The following is a 26,533-nucleotide window of genomic DNA, read 5'->3' as shown; positions in this document are numbered from 1 at the left end:
CTGTTCGGCGCGGCCCGGGTCAGTGGCCGGCGGGTTTCTGTTCCACCAGTTCCTTCTCGGTGGTGCGGTCGGCGTGGAGCAGCGTGAGGAAGATGATCCCCAGCGGGATCATGGTGAGCCAGATGGCCCGGCCCACCAGCAGATGGCAGAAGACCGTGCCCGTCACGGCGCCCAGGATGAAGAAAAACAGCATCCCGCAGTGGCGGGCCAGCTTGCGGCGGTGGGATTTGTCGGCGCTGTGGCGGTGCCGCAGCTCCTTGGCCAGCCCGACGCCGATCTGCCGGATGTGGTTGGTGGCAAAGGTGGTGGCCACCGGGACGCCCTCGGCCTGCCGGAAGGTATTGTACTGCATCGAGGCCACAAAGTTGATGACCACCTGGCAGATCTGCACCGGCGCGGTCTCGGGCAGAAACCCCAGCCCCAGCACCGCGATCATCTCAATCAGCATCAGCACGGTGTCCCACCGGACGTTGAACCGGTGCTTGATCGGGTTGGGCAGCAGCTCCGACACGAACGCGCCGAGAATGTAGGCCGAGATCGGGACCAGATAATACCCCGCCTTTGCCCATTCGGCGGACCCCAGCGCCAGGCCCATCAGCACGACGTTGCCGGTCTGGGCGTTGCAGAATACGTTGCCGCGCAGCAGATAGGTGTAGGCACCCCAGAACCCCGCGACGGCGATCAGTGTGAAGTAGACCCAGTTCCTCTCACAGGTCAGGTAATGCGGTTCGGCAGGATGTTGTTCTTTCACGATATGCGCCCTTTCTACAGTTCAGTTCCCTTTTATTATACACGGCCATACGAAAGGCGCAAGCCAAAAATGGCCGCCCCGGCAGCAAAAAACGGCGCCCTCCGGTAACCGGAGAGCGCCGTTTTGCGGTGCGTGTCAGCGGGCATGCCACCGCTCGGTCCAGGGCTCACCCTGGACTTCGTGCAGGTACACATAGGCCTCCGCCTCGCGGAGCGTGCCGCCGCACAGGACCCGGACCGGGCTGCGCCGGTACAGCGAGCCCTCCTCCTCGTAGAGGTCCATCTGCTCCACCGTCTGGTCGTCGGTGTACCACAGTTCGCCCCATACGGTGCCGCCGGGCTGCGCGACAATGCCGGGGTACCGCCCCAGATCGTACAGCGCGTAGCCGTCAAGACGGGCAGGTCCCGCGAACACGGCGCCCTCCAGACGGTTGTCGGCGCACTGACCGGTCATCAGTGTGCCGTAAACAAAAACCGGACGATTGTTCATCCTCGTCACCCCCGCCGACAGTATAGCACAAAGCAGGCCCCGGGTCCACCGACAGTTGCAGATCGGCGCGCCGCATGGTACACTCAAAGAAAACGGGACCGCCTGGTCCGAAGGAGCGTGGCAGTATGTTGGCCTATACCTATGTCGAACACGGAAAATTTGAGCTGCGGGACAAACCCCGGCCGGTCCTGCGGGATGCGCGGGATGCCATCGTCCGGGTGACGCTGGCCAGCATCTGTACCAGCGACCTGCACATCAAGCACGGTTCGGTGCCCCGGGCGGTGCCGGGCATCACGGTGGGACACGAGATGGTCGGCATCGTGGACGAGGTGGGCGAGGCAGTGACCGCAGTCCGCCCCGGGGACCGGGTGACCGTCAATGTCGAGACCTTCTGCGGGGACTGTTTTTTCTGCCGCAACGGCTGGGTCAACAACTGCACCGACCCCGAGGGCGGCTGGGCGCTGGGCTGCCGGATTGACGGCGGCCAGGCCGAGTATGTCCGGGTGCCCTACGCCGACCAGGGGCTCAACCGCATCCCCGACGGCGTCACCGACCGGCAGGCGCTGTTTGTCGGGGACGTGCTGGCCACCGGGTACTGGGCGGCCCGCATTGCCGAAATCCGTCCCGGCGACACCGTGCTGATCCTGGGTGCCGGTCCCACCGGCCTGTGCACGCTGCAGTGTGTGCAGCTGCTGCAGCCGGGGCGCATCATTGTCTGCGACCGGGACCCCGGGCGGCTGGCGTTTGTGCGCGCCCATGCGCCGCAGGTGCTGGCCGTCCCGCCCGAGGGCCTGCCGGAGGTTGTCCGTGCCAACAGCCGCCACGGCGGCGCCGATGCGGTGCTGGAGGTGGCGGGCAGCCCCGACACCTTCCGCCTGGCCTGGGAATGTGCCCGGCCCAACGCCGTGGTGACGGTGGTGGCCCTCTATGACGAACCGCAGACGCTGCCGCTGCCCCGGATGTACGGCAAGAACCTGACCTTCAAGACGGGCGGCGTGGACGGCTGCCACTGCGGCGAGATCCTGGACCTGATCGCGGCGGGCCGGCTGGACACCACGCCGCTGATCACCCACACCTTCCCGCTGCGGGAGATCGACCGCGCGTATGATCTGTTTGAACATCACCGCGACGGCGTGCTCAAGGTCGCCATCGAGTGCGGGATCGCCGATGCAACAAAGTGACAGGCAGGGCCGGGGCGTTTTCTCCATGGGCAAAACGTCCCGGCCGTGGTATGATACAAAGCGGGCCGCAGGCCCGCAAAATCCGATGGGGAGTGCTGTGACGTGGAGATTGCTTTTCTTCTGCCGGGGCAGGAACGCTGGGTTCCGGTCAGCGGCGGTGTCCGTTATGATTACTGTTCGGAGCGCGGGGAGTATTTTTCCTGCGTTGCCAGGACCGCGGAGGCCGCGCAGGCAGTCTGTGAGGACTGGATGATGCGCCGCGAACGCTATTGAACCCGCCGCTCAACCGCGCCGACCTCATTGCCCTGTGCGGCCGGCTGCCCGACAGTTACGAGGACTATCCCTTCGACGACCCCAACTGGACGGTGATGCGGCACCGCACCAACCGGCGGTCCTACGCGCTGATCTTTGAGCGGCAGGGCCGGCTGTGGGTCAACGTCAAGGCGGAACCGGCCTGGGGCGATTTCTGGAAACAGACCTACCCGGCCGTCGTGCCCGCCTACCATATGAACAAGCGCCACTGGATCGGCATTGTGCTGGACGGCAGCATGACCGCCGACCAGATCTTTGACCTGATCGCCGAGAGCTATCGGCTGACCGCGCCGCGCGCCGCCAAATCCCGCTGAACTGGCAGACTTCCCGGAACTTTCCCGGGAAGCCTGTATTTTTTTGTGGAAAAAGTTGCCGGAACGCTTGTGCCAATGCCTGCGGTACGCTATGATATAGGGGAGGGAAAAAATTACCGGCTCTGCTCCAGATACGCCCCGGTGGTCAGCACCTCGGTGTGGGGCACCGTCAGGTAGGAGACAATGGCTTCGGCCTGCGCCTCGGATTCCGGCGTCACGCCGGCCACCGCGTCGGTCAGATAGACCATCCGGTGTCCCAGATCAATGCCCGCCAGCACGGTGGACAGCACACAGCATTCCGCCACCACGCCGGTCACCACCACCCGGTCGGCCCGGGCCGCGGCCTCCCGCACCTTCGGAATCGAAAAGGACGAATAGACCGACTTGTCGAGCAGCGGATACCGCTCCAGATAAGGGGCCATCTCGGGCAGCATCGCGTTGGCAAAGGCGTCGGCGTTGACGGCCGCATTCACGCGGTTGTACTCCCGCCACATCCCTTCCGGCTGCGCGGGCGGCACAAAGCGGGTGAACAGGACCTCGCCGCAGACGCCGGCATCCAGCAGCCTGCGGATGTTGCGGGCGGCCTGCCGGATATGGCAGCAGGCCCAGGGCTGGCCCTCGGTGTAGACGTTCTGCAGATCAATCACCAGCAGCAGATCATGGTTGGACATGGCGGACTCCTCCTTTGTTTCGCGCCGCACCAGACGGCATTTTCAGATTCAGTATACCGCACCGCGCCGGGAATTGACAAGGTTTGACTTTTGACGGCGGAGGTGTTACTTTAATAACAATACCGGAGAAACTAAACAAAACACCACAAAATATTCAAAAAGGAAGCGATTGTCATGGCCGTTCGTATGGCACATATTCAGCTGCCGGAGGATCTCGGCATTGAGGACGCGATCCTGCCCGGCGATCCGGCCCGGGTGGACCGGGTGGCGGCGCTGCTGGAGCAGCCCGAGGAACTGATGTTCAACCGGGAGTACAAGAGCGTCCGCGGACTCTGGAAGGGACGCCCGGTGCTCATCATCTCCACCGGCATGGGCGGTCCGTCCACGGCGATTGCCGTCGAGGAGCTGGCCCGCACCGGTGTGCGGCAGATGATCCGCATCGGCAGCTGCGGCGCCCTGACCCCGACGCTGGATCTGGGCGATCTGGTGCTGGTCTGCGGCGCGGTGCGGGACGACGGCACCTCGGCGGGGTATCTGCCCGCCGAATACCCCGCCGTGCCCGACCTGGACCTGCTCAACGCCTGCCGCACGGCGGCCCGGCGGCAGCAGGCACCTTATCAGATCGGCATTGCGCGCAGCCATGACTGCATGTACCGCGACGACAACCCCGCCCTGTACGAGACCTGGTCCCGCCGCGGCGTCATCGCCTCCGACATGGAGACCGCGACCATGCTGGTCGTGGGCCGGCTGCGGGGCGTGCGCTGTGCGTCCATCCTCAACGTGGTGGCGGGCTTCCACAAGAACGTCGCCGAGAGCGTGGGCCGCTACCAGAACGGCGAGCAGGCGGCTGCCGCCGGTGAGCATCTGGAAATCTGCACGGCGCTCGATGCGCTGGATGTGTTTCATCAAGGATCTTCCCGGGCCTGAACCGGAAGAATATAAAGGAGGAATATCCCGTGAATCTGTTCAAGACCAAATTTGATGCGGCAACGATCGTTCTGATCCCGGCCTGCATCGGCATCAACTATCTGGGCAAGATGTTCGCCAGCCTGCTCAAACTGCCCCTCTGGCTGGATTCCATCGGCACCTGCATCGGCGGCTGCCTGGGCGGCCCCATCATCGGCGGCATCTGCGGCGCGGCCAACAACCTGATTTACGGGTTGACCGCCGGCGACAACATCACGCTGATCTATGCGCTGACCAGCCTGGGCATCGGCCTGGCCGCCGGCATCATGGCGCGCCTGGGCTTCATGAAGTCCTTCCCCAAGGCGCTCATCACCGCCTGCGTGGCCGGCTTTGTGGCCGTGCTGATCTCCACCCCGCTCAACGTCATCTTCTGGGGCGGCACCACCGGCAATGTCTGGGGCGATATGGTGTTCGCCGCCACCCAGGCCGCCGGCCTTTCCACCCTGCTGGGCTCCTTCCTGGATGAGATCGTCGTCGATGTTCCCGACAAGATCATCACCCTCATCGTTGTCTACTTTGTCCTCAAGGGCCTGCCCCGCAAACTGACGGCCCTCTACGACGCCAACGCCAAGATCGAACACCTCGAGTAAGCTATGAAAAGTATCAGTCTTTATGTGGATAACGGCAGCTGGCTGTGCAAGGTTCATCCCTTTACCAAGCTGGCGTACATTGCCACGGCCATCAGTGTGCCGCTGCTGGTGGGCAAGCTGTCCTTTTTTGCCATCTTCATCGCCCTCAGTCTGGCGGTGCTGGCCAGCGGCAGGCTGCTCAAGCGGGTGGTTCCGCTGATAGCCTTCTCCTTCACGATCCTGATCACCATCTTTCTGATCCATGGCCTGTTCAACCAGAGCAACCGCAACATCCTGTTCAGCATCGGACCGCTGCACTTTTACCGCGAGGGTCTGCTGTATGCGCTGCACATCGGCTGCAACGTTTTGAACATGCTGCTCTCCTTTGCGATTCTGGTGCTCTCGGCCAAGCCCTCCGAGCTGGTCGAGGAACTGGAAAAGCGCGGTTTCTCCCGCCGGATGGGCTACATCATCACCTCGGTGTTCCAGATCGTGCCCCAGATGACCGGCACGATGAACACCATCACCGATGCCCAGCGCAGCCGCGGCCTGGAAACCGAGGGCAGTCTGCTGACCCGCGCCAAGGCCTTCCTGCCGCTGATCTCGCCGGTGGTCATGAGCTCGCTCATCAACACCCGGGAACGCGCGGTGGCGCTGGAAGTGCGCGGATTTGCCGCCAAACAGAAAAAAACTTACCTTGCCGACCGCACGCCGCACCGCGGGGATACCCCCATCACTGTCGTGCTGCTTGCCATGATTGCGGCCGCACTGCTGTGGAGGATTGTCCAATGCCTGTGATTGCTGTGGAAAACCTCAAATACCGCTACCCCAACACCGAGTCGCTGGCCCTGGACGGGCTGAGCTTCACGGTCGAGAAGGGCGAGTTCATCGGCATTGTCGGTGAGAACGGCGCGGGCAAAAGCACCCTGAGCCAGGCCCTGATCGGTCTGGTGCCCCAGTTCTACAAGGGCGCCTATGGCGGCCGTGTCCTGATCGAGGACCTGCCCGCCGAGACCACCCCCATCTCGGAACTGTGCTGCAAGGTGGGCCTTGTCTTTCAGAACCCCTTCAACCAGCTTTCCGGCGCCAAGGACAACGTCTATGAGGAAGTTGCCTTCGGAATGCAGAACCTGGGCGTCCCCCGGGAGGAGATGCACCGCCGCGCCGAGGAAGCCCTCAAACTGCTGGACATCTGGCAGTACCGCGACCGCAACCCCTTTGACCTTTCGGGCGGCCAGATGCAGCGCGTGGCCATCGCCAGCGTGCTGGTCATGAACCCCGACATCCTGGTGCTGGACGAACCCACCTCCCAGCTGGACCCGCAGGGCAGCGAGGAAGTGTTCCGCACCGTGGACAAGCTGGCCCGCAGCGGCATCACCATCCTGATGATTGAGCAGAAGATCGAGAAGATTGCCGCCTACTGCGACCGCATCCTGCTGCTGCACAAGGGCCGGCAGATCGCCTTTGATACCCCGCAGAAGATCTTCTCCCGCACCGACCTCGAGGAGCTGGGGGTGCAGCCCCCGGCATTCACGCGGATCTGCCGTGCGCTGGGCGCCGCCCTGCCGGACGGAAGCTATCCCGTCACGGCCGAGGAGGCCGCCGGCCGCCTGCACCGCGTCGAGTCCATCCAGCCGCCGCCCGCCGTCCCCGTGGAGACCCGCCCCGTTCTCTTTGAGATCGAAAAGCTGCGCTTCTCCTACCGGCCCGGCACGCCGGTGCTCCATGAAATCAGCCTGACGCTGGACGCCCGTCCCACCGCCATCATCGGCCAGAACGGCGCCGGCAAAACGACGCTTGTCAAGCTGCTCAAGGGCCTGCTCCGGCCCGAAGGCGGCGTCATTCGGTTCCGCGGCGAGGACATCGCCGGGCGCACCGTCGCATCGCTGGCCGCCCAGGTCGGTTATGTGTTCCAGAACCCCGACGACCAGATCTTCCGCTACAACGTCCTCGACGAGGTCATGTTCGGCCCGCTGAACATCGGCATGGACGAAAAGACCGCCCGGGAAAAGTCCCGCGAAGCACTCGCCATGACCGGCCTGGCCGGCCTGGAGGACCGCAACCCCTACGACCTCGAACTCTATGAGCGCAAGATGGTGGCCATCGCCTCGGTGCTGGCCATGGACCCCGATGTGCTGATCCTGGATGAGCCGACCATCGCCCAGGATGTGCGCGGCCGCCGCCGCATCGCCGAGATTGTCCGCACCCTGTCGCAGCGCGGCAAGCTGGTGCTGGCCATTTTGCACGATATGGATTTTGTGGCCGAATGTTTTGAGCGGGTCATCGTCATGGCCCAGGGCCGCGTGGTGGCCGAAGGCACGCCGCGCCGCGTCTTTTCGGACGCTGAGGCATTGCAGGCCGCCCGTCTGGACCCGCCCCACGTCACGCAGCTCTGTACCCGTCTGGGGTACGAGGGCGTCTTCCTGACCGTCGAAGAGTTCCTGCACGCCTGCGGCAGGGACTGATCCGCCTGCCCCGGACCCCCGCTGTTCGGCATGACCGGCGAGGGTCTGGGAAGGTGCGCCCTTCCATCAAAAATACGGCACGCCGGAAAGCGCAGAAGGCTTTTCCGGCGTGCCGTTTTGTTTACCAGCGCGGCTCCGTCAGCGGACAGTGCATGTCGCTGCGGGCGGCGCGCATCTCCACATAGCAGCCGCACTGCATGCAGGTGCCGTTTTGCAGCGCCTCGCAGTCCCGGCAGCAGGCAAGCCGCGTCTCGTACAGCGCGTCGGGGGTGCGCAGACGGCGCGGCATCGTGGCGCGGTACCGCTCCACACTCCGCAGATAGTCATTCTCCCCGGTCATGTCCCGCAGCAGACAGCGGCAGACCTTGGGCTGGGTGGCTTCCTCCATGGCAGACTCCTTTCACTCGGCATCCAGTTCGACGACGGCGCCGGGACAGTCCTCCAGCAGCGCCGGACGGCCGCTCCAGTCGCCCGGTCCGCCCGACCGCACCCGGCAGTCCCGCACCCGCAGCCCTTGCACACAGCGCGCATACAGTGCCGGAATCTCATGGGGGTACAGATGCCGCGCCGACGGCTGTTCGTCAAACAGCCCGCCGGGCTGGGTGCCCTGGCGGCAGAGCGTCAGGTCCACCGCCTCGGCCCGGATGTTGTACAGCGGGGCGTAGGATTCCCCCGCAAAGAACAGGCAGCTCTCCGCCTTCATCGTGATGTGGTCAAAGCTGACATTGCGGATCACACCGGGAAAGTTGTCCTGCCCGGCCCGCCGGGTCGCGTTGACAAAGAGCGCTTCGCCCTTGCCCCACCAGCCCGGGGCCCCCGGCACCGAATAGCGGTCGGCATACCGCCGCACGGCCCCGACCAGATGGTGGACCTGGATGTTCTCGACGGTGCCGCCGTCCCGCACCCAGATGCCGACGGCCCGGGAACAGTCCTTCACCAGACAGTCCCCGAAGGTGATGTTGCGGATGTCGCCGCAGGTCTCGGTGCCGATCTTCAGCGCGGAATCCCGGGAGTGCAGCACGCAGTTCGTGATGGTCACGTTGCAGCAGGGCCCGTACCGGCGGGTCATCGGCCCGGTCGCCTTGACGACGATCGCATCGTCGCCGGTGTGGATCAGACAGCCGCTGATGATCACATCCTGGCAGCAGTCCGGGTCAATGCCGTCGTTGTTGGCGCCCCGGTCGTCGTTGAGAATGCGGATGTCCCGGATGCGCACGCGGCGGCATCCCGCCATGTGCAGCGTCCAGAAAGCCGCATCCCGCAGCGTCACGTCCCGGATCGTCAGGTCGGTGATGTCCTCCAGCAGGATCATCCGCGGGCGGAACGCCGCCGCGGCCTTGGGACATTCCCCGAACCCGTTGTCCTCGTTGCGGTCAAAAAATACCCGGCGCCCCTGCCCGTCAATGACGCCGCTGCCCGAGATCGTGATGTCCTGCCCGCCGCAGGCCCCCAGAAAAAAGCCGCCGTTCCAGCCGTCCATCGCGTCGTCGGCGTCGGCATGGCGGAACGGGCGGATGTCCTCGGGCCGCAGGCTGGACTGCAGCACCGCGCCGCTGCACAGATGCAGCTCCACATGGGAGCGCAGCATCACGCTGCCGCTGAGAAACCGCCCCGCCGGCACCATGACCCGGCCTCCGCCCGCCTGTGCGGCGGCATCCACCGCGGCCTGGATGGCGGCGGCACAGTTGGTCACGCCGTCCGCGACGGCGCCGTATTCGGTGATCCAATACTCCTGCATCATGGTCCCTCCCGGACTCAGTCCTTGGGCGGCGTCATCCAGCCGCGGTATTTGAGAATGGAAGTCTTGGGATTGTTGCCGGCCGCACTGCGCCACTGGCTGGGCGTGGTGCCCATCTCGGCCAGGAAATGCCGGTTGAAGCTGGACAGCGACTGGAACCCCACCTGCCCCGAGATGGACAGGATGGAATCCTCACTCATCCGCATCAGCGAACAGGCCTTGAGGATGCGGGTGCGGTTGAGGTGTTCCAGCGGCCCCACCGACAGCAGTTCCCGGAACACCCGCCGGAAATGCGACTGGCTCATGCCGCACAGCCGGGCCAGTGTCTCGATGGGGAAATCCTCCATATAGTGCCGGTTGATGTATTCCAGCGCCGGGGCCACCGGGATCGTCGCGGCCAGCCGGGCACTCTCGCGCCGGGCGGTGATCCGCATCAGCTCAACGCCCAGCGCCACGAACAGCCCCCGCACGCTGATCGCATAGTCCATCTGGCGCTGCTGCATCTCGGCCAGCATGGACCGGACCAGCGACTGCACCGCCGGATATTCCTGCGGCGAAAGGATGTAATAATGCCCCTGCACGGCCTGCTGCAGCAGCTCGCCGTTGGGCAGCGCCTCGGCCGGAAAGAGCGGCCGCACCAGCTCGAACGGGTCCAGATGCAGATAACTCCACTTGCTCGCGGTGCCGGGGTCCGACCAGGTCGTGTGCGGTACATCGCCGGAAATGATCGTCACATCCCCCGCCCGGAAGGCCCGCTGCTCCCCGCGGAACCCCAGGAATCCGCCGTCACTCTCACACAGGCCGATCTCCAGGCAGTTGTGGAAATGCAGCACGCCGGACGGCACGTCCGAGATGCGCCAGTTCTCACCGCTGAGCATCTGGATCGGAAAATCGGCGGGCAGTTCATAGTTGCGGTACTCAATGACGGTGCGCGGCGGCCGGGACATGGCGGATTCTCCTTCCGGATAGAATGGCCCCATTATACGCCCTGTCCGCCGAAAAAACCACCCTTCTTTGCCAAAAACGGCGATTTATGTGCAGTTCATACAAACCAAAAGTGCATAATTTGTGCGAAACGGACAAGTCTGCCCGGAATACATGGAAGAATCGTCCTGAATCATGGAGAAAACGCCCCACGCCCCAATTTATAAATGATCGAAATTGCACAGAAATCGTCTGAAAAGGCCAAGACGATGCCCGGGACGGCGTGCATAATAAAAGCAACTGTCGAAGGAGCCCGCGGGGCCGGATTGCAAAAGGAGAGATGATCAGATGGCAGGATTGATTTTTGACAAAGCACAGATCGAACAGACCATCGACGCCGTGGTGGCGCGCACGATGCGGATGGACATGACCTGGGACTGGCCCTGCGGTGTGGCCTATTACGGCATCTGCGAGGCCTACGAGGTCACCGGCAAGCAGGAGTACCTCAAACTCGTGCAGGACCGTGTGGACGAATACATCGAGCTGGGCCTGCCCGAGTGGACCGTCAACACCTGCTCGATGGGACATTGCCTCATCACGCTGTATGAGCACACCGGCGACGAGCGGTACCTGAACATCGCCAAGAGCAAGGTGGACTATCTGGAAAACAAGGCCCTGCGGTTCGGTGACCGGGTATTGCAGCACACCGTCTCGGTCAACAACGATTTCCCCGAGCAGGCCTGGGCCGACACGCTGTTCATGGCTGCCTTCTTCCTGCTGCGGATGGGCGTGCTGCTCAAGGACGCCGCCCTCATCGACGACGCGCTGAACCAGTATTACTGGCATATCAAATACCTGCAGGACCCGGCCACGGGGCTGTACTATCACGGCTACAACAACCTGACCGGCGATCATATGTCGGGCATCTTCTGGGGCCGCGCCAACGCCTGGGCCGCCTACACGATGTCCCAGGTGGGGCTGCGCCTGCCGGAGTGCTACCTCTATCCCAAATTCCTCGACGTGGTGGGCAGCCTCAACGACCAGCTGGCCGCCCTCAAGCTGCTCCAGACCGAAAACGGCCTGTGGCGCACCATCGTGGACGACCCCGAATCCTACGAGGAGATCAGCGCCTCGGCGGGCATTGCGGCGGCCATGATCGCCAAGGGCAACCCGCTGCACATCAAGTATATCAATAAGTCCATCGGCGGCATCCTGCAGAACATCAGCGAGGATGGCCGGGTGCTCCATGTCTCGGGCGGCACGGCCGTCATGAAGGACCGCGAGGGCTACCGCGGCATCAGCCGTGACTGGATTCAGGGCTGGGGCCAGGGCCTGGCGCTGGCCTTCCTGTCCGGCGTGCTGAACTACGACAAGATGCGCAGTGACGGGGCCCTGTAAGATGCAGACGGTCTTTGATTTCACCGTGCCCGGTTCGGCGGTGTCCTACCGCCGCAGCACCGGAGCCGGATTTGTGGACGCCGCCGCCTTGCAGGATGCCCCGCGGCTGCACACCCCCCAGATGGCCGCCAACTGGCAGCCGATGTGGTGGTACGGCGGCTGGTGCGCGGGCTTTGCGGCCGGGCCCCGGGGTGTTGCGGCCAGCCCCGCCCCCTGCCTGCCCGCCGCCGACCTGGCGGGACGGGAACTGCCGGTCTGGTTCCGGGCCGACCTGCCGGGCGAGGGGACCTATCAGGTTTCGCTGCGGCTGTGCGGCCGGGGCGGACCGGTCCGGGTCTTTGCGGGACGCCGCCGCCTGATGTGGCAGGGCACCCTGACAGAAGGCCAGGTGCGGGAACTGCGCTTCCCGCTCGATGTGACGCCGCTTGTGCCGGACGGCGAGACACAGCCCGCCCTCAATGCGGCGGCCGATCTGGCCGTGACGGGGGCAGACCTGCAGGCGGTGTGCCTGCAGCCCGCTGCGATGCCGCGGGTGTTCCTGATGGGGGACTCCACCGTCACCGACCAGTGCGCGGGCCTGCCCTATGCCCCCGGCTCCAGCTATGCGGGCTGGGGCCAGATGCTCGGCCGGTTCCTGCCGGGGGACTGGTGCGTTTCCAACCATGCCCACTCCGGCCTGACGACCGAGAGTTTTACCGAGGGCGGCCACTGGGCCATTGTCGAACCGCGGCTGCGGGCGGGGGACTTCTGCCTGCTGCAGTTCGGCCACAATGACCAGAAGCTCCCGCATCTCGCTGCCCGGGGCGGCTACACCGAACGGCTGCGCGGCTATCTGCGGGCCATCCGGACCAGGGGCGCACAGCCCGTCCTGGTCACGCCGCTGGCGCGCAACACCTGGACCGCCGACGGCCGGTACAACGACCTGCTGGCCGAATATGCGGCCGCGGTCTTTGATCTGGGCCGGCAGGAACAGGTCCCGGTGATCGACCTGCACGGCTATGCGATGGAAGGCATCTGTGCCGAGGGCCGGGAGCGCTCCAAGCGGTGGTTCTATCCCGGCGACTACACCCACACCAACGATTTCGGCGCCTGCCGCTTTGCAGCCTTTGTGGCCGGGCGGCTCTGCGCGCTGGCGGGGCGTCCGGCTCCGGCCGTTCCGGTCCGCGAACCGTCCGGCCCGATGCTCCCGCTGACGCCGCCCGCTGACGCCGCGCCCACCGGGGAAACACCCTTTGCCGTGTATGAGACGCAGCAGCCCGATGCCCCGCTGACCCGGGCGGACGCGCTGTGCCAGATCACGGCCACGCTCAAACTGTTCCCGGTCAACGGCTATAAAAGCCCCTTTGCCGATGTGGTGGGCCAGGCTCCCTTTGCCGGAGCGGTCCAGAGCGCGGTGCAGAGCGGGCTGATCCCCGAACACTGGACCGCCGACGGCTGCCTGCATCCCGGGCAGTCCGTGACGCTCGCGGAGTTCCTGGAGGTGCTGCGCCCCGGCTATGCGGCCCGGCGGCCGCTGCCCGCCGGGGCCGTCGCCGACCAGGCCGTACAGGCCGGCTGGATTGACGCCGGCGCGGACCTGAACGGGGTCCTGACCCGGGCGCAGGGGGCGGCCATCTGCCGCCGTGTGCAGATTTGAAGGAGAAAGGTTGGAATTGCGATGAAACAAACCAAGAAAGGCGGGTTCACGCTGCCCGGCGAAGCCGGATGCGAGGCGCTGACCCTGGAACTGGCCGACCGCTGGGGCGCCGATGTCATCCGCGACAGCGACGGCACCGAACTGTCCGACGAGATTCTCGATGCCGGCTATTCGATCTACTCGACGATCTGCCTGATCCGGGACCACAACGAGTGGGCCCGCGAACATCCCGACTGCCTGCAGCAGACCTTCCTGACCACCCGGCCCTGCCTGGCAGGGGAGGGGCCGCTGTCGGTCGCGCTGCTCGCGGATTTCTTTGACGAGCAGTTCCGCGTCAATGACGGCGAGACCGCCCGCCGGTACTGGCAGGTCTGGGACCGCACCGAGGGCACGCTGCTGGACGCCGGCGCCTGGCACTGGCAGCCCGGCACCGGCTGCGTCGTCGTGGACCATCCCACGCCCTACCACAGCTATACGGTCAGCTTCCTGGCCTATCGGATCTGGGAAGAGATCTCGATGTACAACCATCTGACCAACCACTGGGACAAGGAACACCTGATGCCCATTGATCCCCGCCGCCCCGAAGCCCGCGCCTTCCTGACCGACTGGCTGCGCAACTGGTGCGAAACCCACCCCCACACGACGGTGGTCCGGTTCACGAGCCTGTTCTACAACTTTGTCTGGATCTGGGGCTCCGACGAGCGCAACCGCAGCCTCTTCACCGACTGGGGCAGCTATGACTTCACGGTGTCGGAGCAGGCGCTGGCGGATTTCGCGGCCGAGTACGGCTACGAGCTCACGGCGGAGGACTTCATCAACAAGGGCAACTTCCAGGTCACCCACCAGCCGCCCACGGCCCACAAGCGGGATTACATGGCGTTCACCCAGCGGTTTGTGGCCTCCTACGGCCGCACGCTGGTGGACCTGGTCCATCAGTACGGCAAAAAGGCCTATGTCTTTTACGACGACAGCTGGATCGGTGTCGAGCCTTACGGCCCCTATTTCCCGTCCATCGGGTTTGACGGCATCATCAAATGCGTGTTCTCGGGCTATGAAGTGCGGATGTGCTCCGGTGTGCCCGCCCAGGTCCATGAACTGCGCCTGCACCCCTACCTCTTCCCGGTGGGGCTGGGCGGTGCGCCGACCTTCACCGAGGGCGGCGATCCCACCCGCGATGCCCGCGCGTACTGGAACCATGTCCGCCGCGCCCTGCTGCGTGCCCCGATTGACCGCATCGGGCTGGGCGGCTACCTGCACCTGGTGAAGGATTTCCCGGATTTTGTCCAGTATATCGCCGATCTGGCCGATGAGTTCCGCGAGGTGCGGGATCTGCACGCCGCCGGCGAGGTCTACACGATGCCGCTGACCGTGGCGGTGCTGCACAGCTGGGGCGGACTGCGCCCCTGGACGCTCTCCGGCCATTTCCATGAAACCTACATGCACGACCTCATCCACATCAACGAGGCGCTCTCCGGCCTGCCGGTCGAGACCCGCTTCCTGAGCTTTGAGGATGTCAAGGCCGGCAAGCTGGAAGGCGTCGATGTGGTCATCAACGCCGGCCGCGCCGGCACGGCCTGGAGCGGCGGCGATGCCTGGCAGGATGCCGCGCTGGTCACGGCGCTCAGCGCCTGGGTGGCCCAGGGCGGCGTGCTGATCGGCGTCAATGAGCCCACCGCCGTGCCGGGCTGGGGAGACTATTTCCGGATGGCCCGCGCCCTCGGCGTGGACGAGGACACCGGCGCCCGTGTCTGTCACGGCCGCTGGCCCGTGCAGGCCGACCTCGTGGAGGGCCTGATCCCCGAGGGCGCCACCCTCTGCACCCGCGACCACCTTTACCTGACGGACGGCGAGACCCGCGTCCTGGCCGAACAGGACGGCTGCCCGGCCATTGCCACCCACACCTTCGGCCGCGGCCGTGGCATATATCTGGCCGGCTTTGCCTACAGCCCCGAAAACGCCCGGATGCTGCTCAACCTGATGCTCTGGGCCACCGGGACCGACAGCAGCCGTGTCCCGTACCTGACCGACAATGCGGCCTGCGAATGTGCCTGGTTCCCGGCTGCCCGCCGCCTTGTGGTCATCAACAACACCGAACAAGCACAGACCACCGTCATCCACACACCGGAGGGCGATGTGCGGGCTGAACTGGCCCCGTTCGCCACCCGGATGATCCAACGCTGAAGGGGGCACCGTCATGTCCTATCTGATTGTCAACGCCGCACGCTCGGCGGGCACGATCCGCAAAACGATCTACGGACAGTTTTCCGAACATCTGGGCCGCTGCATCTACGGCGGTATCGCTGACCAGGACGGCGCGCTGCGCCCCGCCGTCCTGCAGGCGCTGAAAACGCTGCACATCCCGGTGCTGCGCTGGCCGGGCGGCTGCTTTGCCGATACCTACCACTGGCGGGACGGCATCGGCCCCCGCAGCGAGCGCAAGACCATCATCAACACCAACTGGGGCGGCGTGACCGAGAACAACGCCTTCGGCACCCACGAGTTCCTCAGCCTCTGCGAACAGCTCGGCTGCGAAGCCTACCTGTCCGGCAATGTGGGCAGCGGCACCGTGCAGGAGTTCTCCGACTGGGTGGAATACTGCAATATGCCCGGCGTCTCGCCGATGGCGGACCTGCGTCGCCGCAACGGCCGCGAAGCGCCCTTCGGTGTGCGGTACTGGGGCATCGGCAACGAGGCCTGGGGCTGCGGCGGCACGATGCGCGCCGAATACTACGCCGACCTCTGCCGCCAGTATGCGACCTATCTGCGCTCCTACGATGCCGGCCTTGTGCCCTACAAGATCGCCTCGGGCGCCAATGTGGACGACTACCACTGGACCCGCACCGTGGTGGAGCGCGCCGGCCAGTGTATCGACGCCGTCAGCCTGCACTACTACACCGTCCCCGGCCCGGACTGGCAGCACAAGGGCAGCGCCACCGACTTTGACCGCGACGCCTACTACACCACGCTGCACAAGACGCTGCGGATGGAGGAACTGGTGGAAAACCACAGCCGCATTATCCGCCGCTTTGCCAAGGGCCGGCCCATCGGTCTGTGCGTCGACGAGTGGGGCACCTGGTACGATGTCGAGCCGGGAACCAACCCCGGGTTCCTCTACCAGCAGAACACGATGCGGGACGCCCTGGTGGCGGCGGTCAACCTGAACATCTTCAACAACCATTGCGATACCGTCGTCATGGCAAACATCGCGCAGCTCGTCAATGTGCTGCAGGCAATGCTGCTGACCGAGGGCGACAAGGTGGTCCTGACGCCCACCAGCCATGTCTTTGCGATGTACAGCGGGCATCAGGGTGCCCGCCAGCTGGAAAGCTATGCCGAAACCCGGATGCTGCGCCGCGACGAGGAGCAGGTCCCCGAACTGCATGTCTCGGCCAGCGAACAGTCGGACGGCACCGTGCTGGTCACCGCCGCCAACCTCAACGACACCGAGCCCGTGCCGGTCAACTGCCTGCTGGGCGGCATCCATGCCGCCGGCGTCACGGCCCGGGTCCTGGCCGGTGCGCCGTTCGACCACAACACCTTTGACCGCCCCGAGGCTGTCCGTCCGGCGCCGCTTGCCGTCACGCCGACCGAAACCGGCTTCACGGCCGTGCTGCCGCCCTGCAGTGTGGCGGCGTTCACGGTCTGCCAGAAATAACCTCTTTGCTTTTTTGGATGGAACCGCTATAATACAGTCAAACAGACCGGCCGCGGCGAGCTGTCCCGGCCGGGAAGGGAGGTACCATCCATGCGTATTGTGACTTTGATCGAAAATACCCCCGGTGATCCCCGCTGCGCCTGCGAACATGGCCTGAGTCTCTATCTCGAGACCCATGACCACAGGCTGCTGATGGACACCGGCTCCACCGGCGCCTTCGCGGACAACGCGGAGGCGCTCGGCATTGATCTGACCCGCGTCGATACCGTCGTGCTCAGCCACGGCCACTACGACCACGCGGGCGGTCTGCTCCGCTTTGCCGCCCTCAATCCCGGGGCGCCGATCTATCTCCAGGCGGGGGCCGACGGCGATTTCTACCACGGCGACCGCTACATCGGCATCGACAAGGCCATCACGGCGCTGCCCCAGGTCCGCCCGGTCCGGGGCGATCTGCGCATCGACGGGGAGCTCTTTCTGTTCGCGGGCATCACCGGCCGGCGGTTCTGGCCCCAGAGCAATCTCTCACTCCGGGTCCGGCGGGACGGTCAGACCCTGCAGGACGATTTCTCCCACGAGCAGTGCCTGGTGGTCAGCCAGGACGGACACCGGGTGCTGGTGTCGGGCTGCGCCCACAACGGCATCCTGAACATCCTGGACCGCTACCGCGACCTCTTCGGCGGCGACCCCGACGTCGTGATCAGCGGATTCCATATGATGAAGAAACAGCCCTACGACTGCGAGGAACTGGATGTCATCGACGAGACAGCCCGGGAACTCGCGCGGCACAACACGGTCTTTTACACCGGTCACTGCACCGGCCTGCCCGCCTTCGAGCGGATGCAGACCATCCTGGGGGAGCAGCTCCGCCCGCTGCACAGCGGGGTGGAACTGGACCTCGCAACCCGGTAAAACCCCTGGTGCCCGGCTGCCCGGACAGCCGGAAAACGCCCCTTCCGCTCCGCTGTCTGCGGGGCGGTTTCCTTTTGCACATTTTTGAAGATTGTGTGAAATTCCGGGCCGAGAAGAGAATTTGACACTTTAGCGCATTGCATAAATACCGTTGGCGGTTTATATAAAAACTATCCAACTACGCGCAGAAACACTTGACAATATGCACGGGAGTGTTTGGGATTATTTCGCCGGAAATATGAGGATAATTTTGCGTAAATACGCGAAAAATGTAGTCAAAAAGATGAGAGGATTTGATTGTTGAAATACCGAAAAGGGTGCCGTAAAATTTGACTAAAGGCAGCAGGGAGCCGTCCGGACGGGCGGCCCTGCGCAGAGTCCCTCTTCCGCGGCGTCCAAGCCGGCTGCGGCGGTGCGGAAACAGCAGGGAACAACAAAAAGGAGGAACCCTCAATGGCGAAAACACTGACGGCAGGTAAAGCGGCCGGTGCTCGGACCAAGCAGGACAAACGCGCTTATGCGCAGCTCGGGCACAACACCTGGCGCAAAGCGTTCATGCAGCATTACTGGCTGTACATTCTGATGATCCCGGGCATCCTGTACATGCTCATTTTCAACTACACGCCGATGGCAGGCCTGGTCATGGCGTTCGAGGACTTCAGCCCCTACAATGGCGACACCGCCATCCAGGCGCTGTTCGGCAGCCCCTTCGCCGGACTGAAGTACTTTGAAAAACTCTTCACCGGCCCGGATTTCTGGCGTCTGCTGCGCAACACGCTGGCAATCTCGCTGGCCAACCTGATCTTCGCCTTCCCGGCGCCGATCATCCTCGCACTGCTGCTCAACGAGCTGCGCTGCAAATGGTTCAAGCGCTTTTCCCAGACGCTGGTGTATATCCCGCACTTCGTCTCCATCGTGATTGTGGCGGCGCTGACCTATCAGCTCTTCTCCACCACCGACGGTGTCGCCTATCATATGCTGGTCCAGGTGTTCGGCAAACAGAACGCCCCCGACATCATGTCCGATCCCAAGCTCTTCTCGACGATGATCGTCGGTCAGAACCTCTGGAAAGAGACCGGTTACGGCACGATCATCTACCTCGCGGCCCTCTCCAGCGTCGATACCCAGCTGTATGAAGCCGCCAAGATCGACGGCGCCGGCCGCTGGCAGCTGATGTGGCACGTCACGCTGCCCGCCATCCGCGGCACCATCATCCTGATGCTCATCATGAAGGTCGGCTCGCTGCTGAACACCGGCTACGAACAGATCTTCCTGATGCAGAACGCCATGAACCGCTCGGTCTCCGACGTGTTCGACACCTACATCTACACCAAAGGCATCGTCAACGGACAGTATTCCCTTGCCACGGCTGCCGGCCTGTTCAAGTCCATCGTCAGTATGGTCATGGTCGTCGGCGCGAACAAGATCGCCAAGCTGTTCGGTGAATCCGGCCTGTACTAAGCGCAAGGAGGTACTGTCATGTCTGGCATCATCCATCAGAAACAGGACCCCAACGCCATCCGTGCGACGGGTACCCTGGAAAAGCGCTCGCCGGGCGATCAGGCGGTGCAGGTGCTGCTCTATGTTCTGATTGCACTCATTGCTCTGCTCTGTGTGCTGCCCTTTATCTACGTCATCGCCGGTTCCTTCGCCACCGAGCAGGAACTGACCGAGCGCCCCTTCTTCCTGATTCCTCACGAATTCTCCCTCAATGCGTACTCCTACATCCTCAAGGACGGCTCGGTTTTCCGCGGCCTCAAGAACTCCTTCCTGGTCACCATCGTGGGTACGCTGATCAACATGTTCGTATCCTGCACGCTGGCCTACCCGCTTTCGCGCAGCTATCTCAAGGGCCGCAACGGCTTCATCAACATGGTCATCGTGACCATGCTGTTCTCCGGCGGCATGGTGCCCAGCTACATCCTGGTCATGAACATCCTGGACCTCGGCAACACCTTCTGGGCCCTGTGGCTGCCCGGTGCCATGAGCGCATTCAATATGATCATCATCAAGAACTACTTCCAGGGACTGCCCAACGAACTGGAGGAGGCCGCCATCATCGACGGTTCCAATGACCTGATCACCTTTGTGCGCATCATCCTGCCGCTGTCCACCCCCGTGCTGGCATCCGTCGCGCTGTTCTACGCGGTCGGTCACTGGAACTCCTACTTCAACGCCATGATGTACATCAACGACCCCGACATGGAACTGATGACCATCGTGCTGCGCCGCATGGTGTTCCTGACCAACAAGATCACTCAGGACAGCACCTTCGACTGGGGCGCTGCCGGTATGCCGCCCGCCAAATCCATCAAGATGGCCACCACCGTCGTGGCCACGGTCCCGATGCTCTGCATTTACCCCTTCGTTCAGAAGTACTTCACCCAGGGCATCATGGTCGGCTCCGTGAAGGGCTGATCCCCGTTATCCGGTTTCATCACGCAGTCTGCGTGTTATAAAAAAAGGAGGAAAACAACTCATGAAAAAGCAAATCGCCCTGACCCTGAGCGTCGCGATGGCCGTCACTGCCCTGGCCGGTTGCGGCGGTTCCGGCAGCTCGTCCTCTTCCAGCGCCGCTTCGGCTACCGCCGAGGGCGCCTCGGAATCCAGCGGCCGCCCGACCATCACCTTTATGATCCCCACCTTCTACGGCACCGAGTTCGCCAACGACAACTCCGACAAGGTCATCCAGGCCTACGAGGATTACACCAACACCACCGTCGAATGGCGTCTTGAGGCCAACGATACCTACAAGGACAAGTTCGGCCTGACCCTGATGGACAAGGACAACATGCCGATGATCCTGACCGCTTCCGGCGCGCTGGATGCCAACATCGTCGACGCCGCCAAGAAGGGCGCGTTCTGGGATCTGAGCAGCTACCTGCAGGACAGCGAGAGCTACCCCAACCTGAGCCAGGCCAACGAGAACGTTCTGAAGGGCCTGACCGTTGACGGACAGATCATCGGCATCCCCCGTACCCGTGCCATCGGCCGCTACGGCCTGGCCTACCGCACCGACTGGGCGGAAGCCGTGGGCATCACCGAGCCTCCCAAGACCATCGAGGATGTCTACAACATGCTCTACGCCTTCACCTACGATGACCCGGACGGCAACGGCGTGGACGACACCTACGGCCTCGAGCTGTGCAAGTACACCGGACCTCTGGACGTGATCCAGACCTGGTTCGGCTGCGGCAACGAGTGGGTCGAGCAGGACGGCAAACTGGTCCCGGTCCATCAGACGGCCGAGTACAAGGAAGCCCTGCAGTGGATGCGCAAGATCTATGAGGACGGTCTGGTCCGTCCCGACTGGGCAACCGTCGACACCTCCACCTGGGAGGACGGCTGCAAGAAGGGCGAAGCCGGCTGCTTCCTGGACACCATGGACGGTGCCAAGCGTATCTGGAACTACTTCACCAGCAACAACGTAGCGAGCGTTGTGGATCCCTCCACCACCGCCACGATGACGATGGTCGGACCCATCGCCAAGGATGCCAACAGTGAGCCCCGCACCCTGGCCACCAGCGGCTACAACGGCTTCTACCTGATCACCAAGTCTGGCGCCAAGACCGAGGAAGATCTGAAGAACTGCCTGACCTTCCTGGACAAGATGAACGACGATCCGATGCTCGAACTGGCCGACTACGGCATCGAGGGCATCAGCTATGACCTGAACGAGAACGGCAATGTCGTCCTGAACCCCGATTACGACGCTTCTCAGACCCCCAACTGCGGCCTGAACCAGGCTGTCGCCTACATCCCCAACATGTCCAGCGTGTCTCATCCGCTCGAGAAGGCCGAGAGCCAGATCGAGTCCGAGGCCTGCCAGGAAGTCAACGAGAAGTACGCCGTCTTTAACCCCGCGCTCGGCTACCTCGCCAACTCTGCCACCAACGCCGAAGTCGGCACCGATATCGAGCAGATCATCGACGACGCCCGCACCCAGTACATCTGCGGCCAGATCGACGACGCCGGCCTGGATGACGCTGCCCAGCAGTGGCTGGATCGCGGCGGTGCCCAGCTGGTTGAGGAAGTCAACGAGCTCTACGCTGCTGATACCAACAAGTAATTTCATTCCTATCTGAATCAGGCCGCGCCCCTGCGGCATCGGCCGGAAAGGCACCGCGGATGCACTCTCGCGGTGCCTTTTTTGTCGGCCGCAGCGCGGCATTCTTTTACAAAAACGCACAGAAAGGCGGATCTTTCGATGAACCTCACACTTTTGGCCCAGGATGCCCGCTCGACCACCGTGGGCTGGCAGCCGGTCCCCGGGGCTGCCTGCTATGCTCTGGAATGGTCCGACCGGATGTCCGACACCGTCCGCTTCCGCACGGCCGGCCAGACCCGGGACTGCCGGTTCCGGTTTGTCCGCTCGACGCATATCCCGTATTATCTGCGGCTGCGGGCCCTGGACGAGGCCGGCTCCACGCTGGAACTCAGCCCGGTGCTGACCACCCCGCTGGCCCGGGTGCTGTATCCCCAGCTCGAAGCGCTGGACCGCGGCCTGGTCGCGGTGGCAACCTCCGCCGGTGTGTTCCTGAGCTGGCGGCTGCTGCGCTCCGAGGTGGACGGCTACTCCGCCACCGGCCTGACCGGCGCGGATTTTGTCGTGTACAAGAACGGCGTGCGCCTTGCCGATGTGACGGACAGCACCAACTACCTGGACCCCGACGGCACGGCCGGGGACCTCTATGCCGTGGCGCCGGTGTATGCCGGGCACAAGGGCACCGCCTGCAATCCCGTCAGTGTCTGGGCGGACGGCTACTATGACCTGCCGCTCCACAGACCGGAAGGCGGCGTCACCCCCGACGGCAAACCCTTTGTCTACCATGCCAACGATATGAGCGTCGGCGATGTGGACGGCGACGGCCAGATGGAATTCTTTGTCAAATGGGACCCCGACAACTCGCAGGATGTCTCCATCAAGGGCTATACCGGCCGCTGCCTGATTGACTGCTGCAAGCTGGACGGCACGCTGCTCTGGCGGCTGGATATGGGCCCCAACATCCGCGCCGGCGCCCACTACACCCAGTTCATGGTCTATGACTTTGACGGGGACGGCCGCGCCGAGATGGCGGTCAAGACCGCGCCCGGCACCCGGATGACCCGCTATGCGCCGGACGGCACGGTGCTGTGGCAGCGCTACATCACGATGCCCCGCAGCGACCTGGAAGCCGGGTATTCCCACAGCGACAACTATGTCTGCTCGGCCGAGGACTACCGGCTGCACCTGGCCGACGTCTTTGCCGGCTGGCGGGATCATCCCGAGGTCCGGTCCGGCCGCTGGCCCGACACGCTGGAAGCCTGTTTCGGCATCCCGCAGCGGTACGACTACCCGCTGAGCCGCCAGGACGCCGAGGCGATGGCGGACTATTTCATCCGGGAATACGCCCCCTCCCGCAGCGAGCGCAACCATCTGGAAAAGTTCGAGGGCTTCATCTATTCCGGCCCCGAGTACCTGACGATGTTCGGCGGCGACGGCCGCGAACTCGAGACCATTCCCTTCAAGTTCGGCCGCGTGGACGACGGCCTGCTGTGGGGCGACTACGCGCTGCCCCGCATCGAGCCCTGCAACCGGGTGGACCGGTTCAACTCCGGCGTGGCCTACCTGGACGGCGAGCATCCCAGCCTGATTGTCTGCCGCGGCTACTATACCCGCGCCACCCTCGTGGCCTACGATTTCCGTGACGGCCATTTCTCGGAGCGGTGGAGCGTCGATTCCGGCTTTGTGCCGATGGATAACCCCTTCCGGGATGCGGGCTGTCACCTGGCGCGGGGCAGCGATCCGGTGTTCGGGGCGCTGGCCGGCCAGGGCAACCACAGCATTTCCACCGGCGATGTGGACGGCGACGGCTGCATGGAGATTGTCTGCGGCGCCGCGGTCATCGACCATGACGGCAGCCTGCTGTATTCCAGCGAAGGAACGCTGCCCGACGGCACCCCGGCCAAGTTCGGCCACGGCGATGCCATGCACCTGGCCGACATCGACCCCGACAGCCCGGGCCTTGACCTCTTCAATGTCTTTGAGGGGGCCGAAAATGCGCCCTACGGCTGGGCACTGCGGGATGCCGAGACCGGTGCAGTCCGGTTCGGCGAGTACGCCGAGGAAGATCTGGGCCGCTGCATGATCGGCAAGATCGACCCCGCCACCCGCGGCCTGCAGGTCTGGGTCAAGGAGGTCTACGACTGCCGCGGCAACCGCCTGCCCCTCGAAACGCCCGGCACCAACATGAAGATCTACTGGGCGGGGGACCTCTCCACCCAGGTCACCGACGGCCGGGATTATCTGCACGGCCCCAAGTGCGGCGCGGTCAACGACCTGACCCACGGCACGATGCTGATGCCCAGCGGCACCGCCACCAACAACGGCACCAAGGGCAACCCCTGCCTGGTGGCCGACATCTTCGGCGATTTCCGCGAGGAACTGCTGCTCCGCCTGGAGGATGATTCGGCAATCCGCATCTACACCTCCACCGACCTGACCCACCACAAGCTCTTCACCCTGCTGCATGACCCGCAGTACCGCTGCGGCGTGGCCTGGCAGAACAACTGCTACAACCAGCCGGGGTACCCCTCCTTCTACTATGCAAGCGATATGGACTTTGCCAACGTCCTGCCCCAGCTCCGGGCCAGGCCGACGGTCTATCTGGCCGCGGACTCGACGGTTCAGAGCTACACCGAGGCCGAAGCCCCCCAGACCGGCTGGGGCCAGCAGCTCTGGCGCTGCCTGCGCGGCGCCAACCTCTGCCGGGTGGATACCCGTCCCGGCTGCCCCTTCCCCCAGGAGCGCCGCTACCATCTGCCCGACCTGACGATCGACAACTGTGCGATGGCCGGCCGCAGCAGCCGTTCCTTCCGGGAGGAGGGACGCCTGGCGGATATTGAGGCCTCGCTGCGGCCCGGGGACTACCTGGTGGTCCAGTTCGGCCACAACGATGCCTACCGCGAAAAGGCCGAGCGCTATGTGGCGCCCGAGGCGTTTGGCGCCTCGCTGCAGCCCTACCTCGACGCGGCCCGGCGCCACGGCGCAACCTGCATTTTTGTCTCTCCGGTGGCGATGCGCATCTTCGATGAGAACGGTGTCTGCCACCCGAGCTTCCCCGAATACCGCGAGGCGATGGCCCGGTTTGCCCGGCAGGCCGGCGCGGTCTGGCTGGACCTGGGCGCCGCCACGGCGGCCGCGGTCACGGCCACCGGCGCCGAACACGCCAAATCCCTCTACCTGTGGCACGGCGACAAGCACGACGACGCCCACCTGCAGCAGGCCGGCGCCCTGCGTTTTGCCCGCGCCTTTGCCCGTCTGGTGCTGCAAAGCACCGATCCCCGCCTGGATGTTCTGAAAGCTGCCTTTGAGGAGGAATAAACAATGGCTATCGGAGATCTGCTTCATCAAACGCCCGTCACAACGCCCGATCCCTACACCGGCTGCCCGGTCACCCGGCTCACGCCGCCCGACCACACCAGCCATCATATGTACTTTTATAACCGCATGGTCACCTCGGACAGTTCCCGGCTGCTCTACTGTGCCGAGATCAACGGCCGGCGCAACCTCTACCTGATGGAACTGGCCACCGGCGATGCCGTCCAGCTGACCGAGGGTGACGCCCTCGACGATTACGGCGCGATGATCTCGGCGGATGACAAGTCCGTCTACTACCAGCAGGACCGCAAGGTCTGGAAGCTGGACCTGGCCACTCTGCAGCGCACCTGCCTGTATGCCGCGCCGGACGGCTGGGACTGCGGCAACTGGGGCATGAGCGATGACAACCGCTATCTCGTCATGACCGAGACCCGCCGCGACACGCTGCCCGACCTGACCGGCAAGAAGGGCTGGGAATTCTTCCCGCTGACCTGCGCCGCCAAGCCGCTGTGCCATATCGTCTATCTGGACACCCAGACCGGCGAACACCACATCGTCGTGGAGGACCGCTGCTGGTTCGGCCATGCGCAGCTGCGCCCCGGCGATCCCGACACCATCCTGTTCTGCCACGAGGGCCCCTACGACATGATCGACGCCCGTCTGTGGCTGATCCAGAGCGACGGCAGCCGGTACCGCTGTGCCCGGCCCCAGCCCAAGGATGTCATCATCACCCACGAGTTCTGGATGCCCACCGGCGACCGTCTGGCCTACGTCTACCGCAAGGCGGACGACGGCAGCACCGAGACCATCCGGATGATGCGCCCCGAAACCCTCGAGGAGGAGCTCTTCATGCCCTGCCTGCCCTATGCGCACTTCATCTGTGACCGGCAGCGGCGCTGGTTCGTCGGCGACTGCCAGGGCCAGGAAACGCCCATCCATCTGCAGACCGGCGAGGGCCGCGGCCAGGAAGTCCGCAACGACTTCATCTATCTGGTGGACATTGCCCGCAAGAAGGAGATCCCGCTGTGCTACCACGGCACCAGCTGGACGACCATCCACGGCACCCCGCAGGACGCCCACCCGCATCCCTGCTTCACGCCGGACGGCAGCGGGGTGGTGTTCACCTCCGACCGGGAAGGCAAACCCTGCGTGTATCTTGCCAAAACCGCGGGCGCTGCGGCGAAAGGAGAATGAC

General features: G+C 64.3%; 23 protein-coding genes. 17 read left to right on the top strand and 6 right to left on the bottom strand.

The genetic code is table 11. The features are described from left to right. Positions 1–19: 19 nt before the first annotated feature. Together PG062_RS12515 and PG062_RS12510 are read right to left on the bottom strand one after the other, a co-directional pair. Positions 20–751: a YoaK family protein gene (locus PG062_RS12515; protein ID WP_242979462.1), complete on the bottom strand. Its 732-nt coding sequence runs from the start codon at positions 749–751 to the stop codon at positions 20–22. Between the two features lie 135 nt (positions 752–886). After that, a complete protein-coding gene (locus PG062_RS12510; RefSeq protein WP_113998953.1) occupies positions 887–1,240 on the bottom strand; it encodes a gamma-glutamylcyclotransferase family protein in 354 nt (117 codons plus the stop codon). Positions 1,241–1,365: 125 nt separating this feature from the next. Between PG062_RS12510 and PG062_RS12505 the strand changes: the two genes are divergently transcribed. The 3 genes from PG062_RS12505 to PG062_RS12495 all read left to right on the top strand — a co-directional run bounded on the left by PG062_RS12505 (position 1,366) and on the right by PG062_RS12495 (position 3,047). Next, positions 1,366–2,421, top strand: coding sequence for an alcohol dehydrogenase (locus PG062_RS12505; protein ID WP_113998954.1), 1,056 nt, complete (start codon positions 1,366–1,368; stop codon positions 2,419–2,421). 102 nt (positions 2,422–2,523) lie between these two features. Then, positions 2,524–2,694: a DUF3873 family protein gene (locus tag PG062_RS12500; protein ID WP_113998955.1), complete on the top strand. Its 171-nt coding sequence runs from the start codon at positions 2,524–2,526 to the stop codon at positions 2,692–2,694. Further along, a complete protein-coding gene (locus PG062_RS12495) occupies positions 2,691–3,047 on the top strand; it encodes an MmcQ/YjbR family DNA-binding protein (protein WP_199488070.1) in 357 nt (118 codons plus the stop codon). Before PG062_RS12500 ends, PG062_RS12495 begins: the two co-directional genes overlap by 4 nt. Positions 3,048–3,160: 113 nt before the next feature. Here PG062_RS12495 and PG062_RS12490 read toward each other — a convergent pair whose 3' ends face one another. Beyond that, positions 3,161–3,718, bottom strand: a complete 558-nt coding sequence (locus PG062_RS12490; protein ID WP_113998956.1) for a cysteine hydrolase family protein — start codon at positions 3,716–3,718, stop codon at positions 3,161–3,163. 186 nt (positions 3,719–3,904) lie between these two features. On the opposite strand from PG062_RS12490, the gene PG062_RS12485 reads away from it, so the two are divergent. From PG062_RS12485 to PG062_RS12470, 4 genes are read left to right on the top strand one after another with little or no spacing between them, the layout of a single operon-like run. Beyond that, a complete protein-coding gene (locus tag PG062_RS12485; protein ID WP_270752524.1) occupies positions 3,905–4,645 on the top strand; it encodes a nucleoside phosphorylase in 741 nt (246 codons plus the stop codon). A gap of 29 nt (positions 4,646–4,674) precedes the next feature. Then, positions 4,675–5,274 (top strand): ECF transporter S component, encoded by a 600-nt coding sequence (locus tag PG062_RS12480; protein WP_113998958.1) that lies wholly within the window; start codon positions 4,675–4,677, stop codon positions 5,272–5,274. Positions 5,275–5,277: 3 nt separating this feature from the next. After that, positions 5,278–6,051, top strand: a complete 774-nt coding sequence (locus PG062_RS12475) for an energy-coupling factor transporter transmembrane component T family protein (protein ID WP_113998959.1) — start codon at positions 5,278–5,280, stop codon at positions 6,049–6,051. Beyond that, the gene (locus tag PG062_RS12470) at positions 6,042–7,718 is read left to right on the top strand and encodes an ABC transporter ATP-binding protein (protein ID WP_113998960.1); all 1,677 of its coding nucleotides are present in this window, start codon (positions 6,042–6,044) and stop codon (positions 7,716–7,718) included. Before PG062_RS12475 ends, PG062_RS12470 begins: the two co-directional genes overlap by 10 nt. Positions 7,719–7,839: 121 nt before the next feature. On the opposite strand, the gene PG062_RS12465 is transcribed toward PG062_RS12470, so the two are convergent. The 3 genes from PG062_RS12465 to PG062_RS12455 are packed head-to-tail and all read right to left on the bottom strand — an operon-like array spanning position 7,840 to position 10,403. Continuing rightward, positions 7,840–8,106 (bottom strand): DUF6171 family protein, encoded by a 267-nt coding sequence (locus PG062_RS12465; RefSeq protein WP_113998961.1) that lies wholly within the window; start codon positions 8,104–8,106, stop codon positions 7,840–7,842. Between the two features lie 12 nt (positions 8,107–8,118). Then, positions 8,119–9,459: a glycoside hydrolase family 28 protein gene (locus PG062_RS12460; RefSeq protein ID WP_113998962.1), complete on the bottom strand. Its 1,341-nt coding sequence runs from the start codon at positions 9,457–9,459 to the stop codon at positions 8,119–8,121. A 14-nt stretch (positions 9,460–9,473) separates the two neighbouring features. Then, complete coding sequence (locus PG062_RS12455; protein ID WP_158538791.1) at positions 9,474–10,403, bottom strand: AraC family transcriptional regulator; 930 nt, start codon at positions 10,401–10,403, stop codon at positions 9,474–9,476. 325 nt (positions 10,404–10,728) lie between these two features. Here PG062_RS12455 and PG062_RS12450 point away from each other — a divergent pair, with 325 nt between their 5' ends. The 10 genes from PG062_RS12450 to PG062_RS12405 all read left to right on the top strand — a co-directional run bounded on the left by PG062_RS12450 (position 10,729) and on the right by PG062_RS12405 (position 26,532). Then, positions 10,729–11,778 carry a glycoside hydrolase family 88 protein gene (locus PG062_RS12450; RefSeq protein WP_113998964.1) on the top strand — a complete coding sequence of 350 codons (1,050 nt, stop codon included), beginning with the start codon at positions 10,729–10,731 and terminating at the stop codon, positions 11,776–11,778. Between the two features lies 1 nt (position 11,779). Then, positions 11,780–13,414: a GDSL-type esterase/lipase family protein gene (locus PG062_RS12445; protein WP_113998965.1), complete on the top strand. Its 1,635-nt coding sequence runs from the start codon at positions 11,780–11,782 to the stop codon at positions 13,412–13,414. Between the two features lie 21 nt (positions 13,415–13,435). After that, entirely contained in the window at positions 13,436–15,595 is a 2,160-nt protein-coding gene (gene gnpA / locus PG062_RS12440; protein WP_113998966.1) for a 1,3-beta-galactosyl-N-acetylhexosamine phosphorylase, read from the top strand. Positions 15,596–15,608: 13 nt separating this feature from the next. Then, positions 15,609–17,069, top strand: a complete 1,461-nt coding sequence (locus PG062_RS12435) for an alpha-N-arabinofuranosidase (protein ID WP_113998967.1) — start codon at positions 15,609–15,611, stop codon at positions 17,067–17,069. A 90-nt stretch (positions 17,070–17,159) separates the two neighbouring features. Beyond that, positions 17,160–17,978 (top strand): MBL fold metallo-hydrolase, encoded by an 819-nt coding sequence (locus PG062_RS12430; RefSeq protein WP_113998968.1) that lies wholly within the window; start codon positions 17,160–17,162, stop codon positions 17,976–17,978. Between the two features lie 453 nt (positions 17,979–18,431). Further along, on the top strand, positions 18,432–19,439 hold the full coding sequence (locus PG062_RS12425) for an ABC transporter permease (protein ID WP_242979463.1): 1,008 nt from the start codon (positions 18,432–18,434) through the stop codon (positions 19,437–19,439). Between the two features lie 18 nt (positions 19,440–19,457). Next, on the top strand, positions 19,458–20,396 hold the full coding sequence (locus PG062_RS12420; RefSeq protein WP_270752523.1) for a carbohydrate ABC transporter permease: 939 nt from the start codon (positions 19,458–19,460) through the stop codon (positions 20,394–20,396). Between the two features lie 61 nt (positions 20,397–20,457). After that, positions 20,458–22,047, top strand: a complete 1,590-nt coding sequence (locus PG062_RS12415; RefSeq protein ID WP_113998970.1) for an extracellular solute-binding protein — start codon at positions 20,458–20,460, stop codon at positions 22,045–22,047. A gap of 138 nt (positions 22,048–22,185) precedes the next feature. Beyond that, complete coding sequence (locus tag PG062_RS12410) at positions 22,186–25,341, top strand: rhamnogalacturonan lyase family protein (protein ID WP_113998971.1); 3,156 nt, start codon at positions 22,186–22,188, stop codon at positions 25,339–25,341. Between the two features lie 3 nt (positions 25,342–25,344). Further along, positions 25,345–26,532 (top strand): oligogalacturonate lyase family protein, encoded by a 1,188-nt coding sequence (locus PG062_RS12405; RefSeq protein WP_113998972.1) that lies wholly within the window; start codon positions 25,345–25,347, stop codon positions 26,530–26,532. The last annotated feature ends 1 nt before the right edge of the window (position 26,533 follow it).

This window comes from Gemmiger qucibialis (assembly GCF_027689445.1).
Lineage (GTDB): Bacteria > Bacillota > Clostridia > Oscillospirales > Ruminococcaceae > Gemmiger > Gemmiger qucibialis.
This window is presented reverse-complemented; position numbering and strand designations above follow the sequence as displayed.